Source organism: Variovorax sp. 01T439_2 (assembly GCF_056398445.1).
The window spans coordinates 1-1,890 of the sequence record NZ_JBFTPJ010001059.1 but is presented as its reverse complement, the minus strand read 5'-3'; the positions used below and the strand labels follow the sequence as shown (position 1 = coordinate 1,890).

Sequence of the window (1,890 nt, the reverse complement as noted above, 5' to 3'; positions counted from 1 at the left end):
ACACCGGTGCCAACGCGCAGGCCGCAGGCCGCGTCACCACCCGCGTCGCGGTGCGCCTGAACGGCGATGGCCGCAGCATGGCCGGCCGGCTGATGGACAACCTGCTCAAGGACTATGCAGGCACCCACTACACCTGGGACGAGCGGGGCAACCTGATCGAGCGCAGCCGCAACGGAGAAATCACCACCTTCACCTGGGACGGCTTCAACCGCATGCGCAGCGCCGAGACCTTCGGTGAGACCACAAGCTTCAGCTACGACGCGCTGGGCCGGCGCATCGTCAAGCGCTCCGAGCACGACGTCACCCTCTTCGGCTGGGACGGCGACACGCTGGCGTTCGAGAGCACGCAGAGCACCGAGGGCCAGCAGGAGCTGCAGGCCTGGCGCGGTGACAGCGTGCACTACATCCACGAGCCCGGCTCCTTCGTGCCGCTGGTGCAGATCAGGCAGGCCCAGGCCGTTGCGCTGAGCCAGACCACCGACGTGAAGTCGTTGATCGCCGCCAACGGCGGTCGCTACGACATCGAGCAGGATCCGCTATGGAACGGGACGCAGCTCAAGACGCCGCAGGCCTTCGCAAAGGAAGAGATCGCGTTCTACCAGTGCGACCATCTGGGCACGCCGCAGGAACTGACGGACCATGAGGGGCAGATCGCCTGGTCTGCGCAATACAAGGCCTGGGGCGAAGCCAAGCAGGCAATCAGCGAGGCGGGACGGAAGGCGGGGTTCAGGAATCCGATCCGGTTTCAGGGGCAGTACTTTGACGATGAGACGGGGCTGCACTACAACCGGTATCGGTATTACGACCCAGGGAGTGGGCGGTTCGTAAGCAAGGATCCGATCGGATTGTTTGGCGGAATCCACCTTCAACAATATGCTCCAAATCCCGTTGAATGGATTGACCCGCTTGGATTAAATCGCACGAGCGGCGCAGGAAGAAAACCGGAGTCATCAAAGCCCAATCAAAACCCCAAATGCTCCGAATGCAGAAAGCCGTGGGAAGTAAATCGCTACGATAGGCTCTGCGACGGTCATGTCTCCGGCGTTGGCAGAGTGAAATATTTCTATGACCCCAAAACCAGGCAATGGTGGTCACCGGATCAAACAGGGCATGGTGGAAGTGCTTGGAAAGTTTACAACAGTGATGGCTCTTGGAGAGCCGATGCGGACCGGTATGGCGACTTTATGAGCAAACACAAGAGCGAAACCGGAAAGAACGTTGATTTCAAGAATATGAAGTGCAAGGATGTTCAATGATTGAGTCGGCAGAAGAATTCTCAAGACTGAGATTAAGTTCCTTAAAGGAAGAATATGACCGCGCCGCTCACGAAGAGGCATCAGTCGGGGTTTGGATTGACGTAATAGAAAATTATCCAGAACTCCGACAATGGGTTGCGCACAATAAAACCGTTCCTCTTGAAATACTTAAGTATTTGGTCGAAAACCATCCTGGAACAAATTTATTCGTAGCCGATAAAAGAAAATTGTCCCCAGAGTTGTTTGATATATTGTCTAGAGATGAGAATTATCTTGTCCGTGAAAGAATTGCAATTAATGCAAAGACCCCTCTCAACATACTGGAGAAACTTTCAAAAGACTCTATAGAAGACGTAGCGCAAGCAGCGCGCTACAATCTAAAAAATAAAAAATAATTCTGAGAATTTCACAGATTTGCATACAAGCATTCCGCTGCGCAGCAATTTAAAACATGTTGATATGTTTGAGAGCACGCACTGGAGACTAGCATGTCGACTATAGGCGCGGACAAAATTAGAGAGAAAATTGCTCAACGTCGAGGCAATGAATTACTCCGGCAGCTCGAAGGACTAGAAACCGGGGCCTTGGTCAAATCCAGTAACTATGATTTTTCGTGGCACGCGGCGCACGCGGC

General features: G+C 53.9%; 2 protein-coding genes. Both read left to right on the top strand.

Annotated elements, in window-relative coordinates; genetic code table 11:
- A partial coding sequence (locus tag AC1DOC_RS31800; protein ID WP_478131350.1) for an RHS repeat-associated core domain-containing protein occupies positions 1-1,256 on the top strand: 1,256 nt, incomplete at its 5' end.
- Positions 1,253-1,651 (top strand): hypothetical protein, encoded by a 399-nt coding sequence (locus tag AC1DOC_RS31795; protein WP_478081054.1) that lies wholly within the window; start codon positions 1,253-1,255, stop codon positions 1,649-1,651. The genes AC1DOC_RS31800 and AC1DOC_RS31795, both read left to right, overlap by 4 nt.
- Positions 1,652-1,890: the final 239 nt, after the last annotated feature.